Origin of the sequence: Streptosporangium sp. NPDC001681, assembly GCF_040298085.1 — a bacterium.
Taxonomy (GTDB): domain Bacteria; phylum Actinomycetota; class Actinomycetes; order Streptosporangiales; family Streptosporangiaceae; genus Streptosporangium.
In genome coordinates this window covers 1-3607 of record NZ_JBEOZN010000274.1, presented here as the reverse complement: position 1 = coordinate 3607, position 3607 = coordinate 1, and the positions used below count along the sequence as shown (strand labels likewise).

Here is a 3607-nt window from a genome sequence, read left to right as displayed (position 1 = left end):
ATGCCCGCCCGTTCGACGGCCTCCCAGGAGGTCTCCAGCAGCAGCCGCTGCTGGACGTCGGTCGCCAGCGCCTCGCGCGGCGAGATCCCGAAGAAGCGCGGGTCGAACTCGGCCGCGTCATACAGGAAGCCGCCCGCACGGGCGAAGGACGCCTCCGAAAGCTCCCAGCCTCGGTCGGCCGGGAAGTCCGAGATGGCGTCCCTGCCCTCGGTGACCAGCTCCCACAACTGCTCCGGGGAGGTGACGCCGCCCGGATACCGGCAGGCCATGCCGACGATGACGATCGGGTCCCCGCTGAGCGGGGTCGTGACGGGCACGGGCAGGGGCGGCGCGGAGGTCGCCTCGGCGCCGTCGAGTTGCCCGCGGATGAAACCGGTCACCGCCACCGGGGTGGGCTGATCGAACACCAGCGTGGCGGGCAGCCGGATACCGGTCGCCTCGATCAGCCGGTTACGCAGCTCCACCGAGGTGAGGGAGTCAAGACCGAGGTCCTGGAAGGTCATGTCCGGTGAGATCGCGTTCGCCGAAGCATGCCCCAGCACGGCGGCCACCTGCCCGAGCACCAGCGTGGACACCGCCTCGCCGAGTGCTTCTCCCGACAAGGCACCCAGTGCGCCGGAGGTGGCGGAGGTGGCGGCCGCCTGTCGCATGGGGGCGGGCACCAGAGCGCGGAAGAGCACCGGGATGCGACTTTGTGCCCGTAGTGCGGCCCGGTCCAGCCGCGCCGCCACCACCACCGGCTCCCGGCTCGTCATGGCGGCGTCGAGGAAGGCGAGTCCCTGCTCGGCGGACAGTGGTCGCAGCCCGGCCCGGGCCATGCGCCGCATGTCGGTCTCGGTGAGGGCGCTGGTCATCCCGGTGTCCTGCTGCCACGGCCCCCACCCGATCGACAGGCCCGCCAGCCCCTGAGCGGCGCGCTGCCGTACCAGGGCGTCGAGGAAGGCGTTGGCCGCGGTGTAGCTCGCCTGGCCGCCGTTGCCGAGCATCGCGAACACCGAGGAGAACACCACGAACGCGGTCAGGTCAAGGTCGCGGGTGAGCTCGTGCAAGTGCCAGGCGCCGTCCGCCTTCGGCCGCAGCACGGCGTCGATCCGCTCGGGTGTCAGCGCGCCGACCGGCCCGTCGTCGAGCACGCCGGCGGCGTGTACCACCCCGGTGAGCGGGTGCCGCGGGGCGATTGCGGCGATCAGCTCGGCCAGGGCATCGCGGTCGGACACGTCGCAGGCGACGGCCGTGACCTCGGCGCCCTGGGCGGTCAGCTCCGCCACCAGTTCCGCGGCGCCCTCGGTGTCCGGGCCGCGACGGCCGACCAGCATCAGGTGACGTACGCCGTGCTCGGTCACCAGGTGGCGGGCGACGAGCGCGCCGATCCCGCCCAGACCGCCGGTGACGAGCACGGTGCCATCGGTATCCCGGAAGGTGGTCGGTGCCGGCGAGGCAGCACGGTCATCGTCGACTCCATCGTCGACTCCGATGAGCCGCGGCACCCGGGGCAGGCCATCGCGTATCGCGATCTGCGGCTCCGCGGAATCGAGCGCCGCGACCAGCGTCTCACCGCTTACCTGCTCGACATCAACATCAAGCAGGACGAACCGCCCCGGGTTCTCCACCTGCGCCGAGCGCACCAGGCCCCAGACCGTCGCCGCGACGGGGTCGGGCACGGTCTCGGCATCGGTGGCCACCGCCCCGCGAGTCACAAAGATCACCGGGCCGTCGGCGTGCTCGTCGCGCCCGCTCTCCCGCAGCCGGGCCAGGACCGCCGAGGTCACCGACCGCACGGCGGCCGGAACGTCGTCCCCGGCCGGCACCGAGACCGGCATGAGCGTCACGTCCGCGGCCGGGTCCGGCTCACCCGTCAGGTCCGCCACCTGCCCGGCCGCGCGCAGGGCGGCGACCAGACCCCATTCGTCGGAGCCGAGCACCGACCAGCGCCTGGCCGGACGATCCCCGCTCCCGGATTCCGGTGCGAGCGGCCAGTCCAGCCGCAGCAGCGGTCCACCGCCGGTGCGCGCCGTACGCTGCGGATCATTCGGCCGGAGCGCGAGGGAGCGTACCGAGGCGACCAGGCCGCCCTGGGCATCGGCCACGACCAGCGTGACCGCGTCCGTACCGGCCCCGCTCACCCGGACCCGGAGCCTTGAGGCGCCGGAGGCGTGCAGGGACACCCCGCTCCAGGCGAACGGCAGCAGTCCACCGCCCGCCTCGTCGAGCCCGGCGAGGGACGCCACGTGCAGCGCGGCGTCGAGCAGGGCCGGGTGCAGCCCGTACGAGCCCGCGTCGGCCGCGAGGTCCTCGGGCAGGGCGACCTCGGCGAACACCTCCCGGCCGGTGCGCCAGGCGGCGCGCACTCCCTGGAACGCGGGGCCGTAGGAGAAGCCCACCCGCGCCCGCCGCTCGTAGAAGCCGTCGAGGTCCACCGCGACGGCGTCCGCGCGCGGCCACTCGTCCATGCCGGGGTCGGGGACGCCCGGCACGCCGGGGGTGAGCACACCGGTGGCGTGCCGGACCCACGGCACGTCCGGCTCGTCCGCCGGCCGGGAGTACACGCCGATCGTCCGGCCACCGCCGTCGGTGGCGGCGCCGAGCGCCACCTGCAACTGGACACCGCCCCGCTCGGGCAGCACGAGCGGCGCGGTGAGCGTGAGCTCCTCCACCAGGCCGCAACCGACCTCAGCGCCCGCCCGCACGGCCAGCTCGACGAAGGCCGTGCCGGGCAACAGCACCTGTCCGGCCACCACGTGGTCGCACAACCATGGATGCGCCGCCGTCGAGACCAGAGCGGTGAACAGGAATCCACCGGTGTCGGGCAGCTCCACGGCCGCGCCGAGCAGCGGGTGCCGCGGCCGGTCCAGCCCGGCGGAGGTGACATCGCCTACGGTCGCCGCAGGTTCGGACCAGTACCGCTCCCGCTGGAAGGCATACGTCGGCAGGTCCACCCGGCGAGCCGCCGTGGCGGAGAACAGCTCCGGCCACCGCACCGTCATCCCGTGCACGTACAGCCGGGCGGCCGCCGCCAGCGCCGCGGCCTCCTCGCCGCGGTCCTTACGCAGAACGGGGAAGGCGACCACCTGCTCGTCCGAGTCCTGGCGAACCGAGAGGTTCTGGTGAACGAGCGCCGACAACCCGCCATCCGGACCGAGTTCCAGGAACACCTTGGCCCCCGCCGCCCCGGCGGCACGGATCGCCTCCGCGAAACGCACCGGACGCACGACGTGATCCACCCAGTACTGCGCCGAGCACAGGTAGGCGGCGTCGACCCTCTCACCGGTCACGGTGGAGACGATCGCCGTCCTCGGCTCGTGGAAGGTCAGCCCCTCGGCGATCTGCCGGAACTCCGCCAGCATCGGCTCCATCAGCGGCGAGTGGAACGCGTGGCTCACCCGCAGCCGGATGGTCCTGTCGAAGCGCGCGGCGACGCGCAGGACGGCGTCCTCGGTTCCGGCGATCACGACGGACGACGGGCCGTTCACCGCGGCGATGACGACCCCGTCCTCCAGCACCGGCTCGACCTGCGCCTCCCCGGCCTGGACCGACACCATCGCCCCGCCCTCGGGCAGGCGCTGCATCAGCCGGCCCCGGGCCGCGACCAGCGCGCAGGCATCGTCCA

The 3607-nt window shown here is 73.7% G+C and carries 1 protein-coding gene; it reads right to left on the bottom strand.

Annotation, left to right across the window (positions count from 1 at the left end):
- On the bottom strand, nucleotides 1–3607 hold a 3607-nt coding region (locus ABT130_RS47200), incomplete at both ends, for an SDR family NAD(P)-dependent oxidoreductase (RefSeq protein ID WP_350966439.1).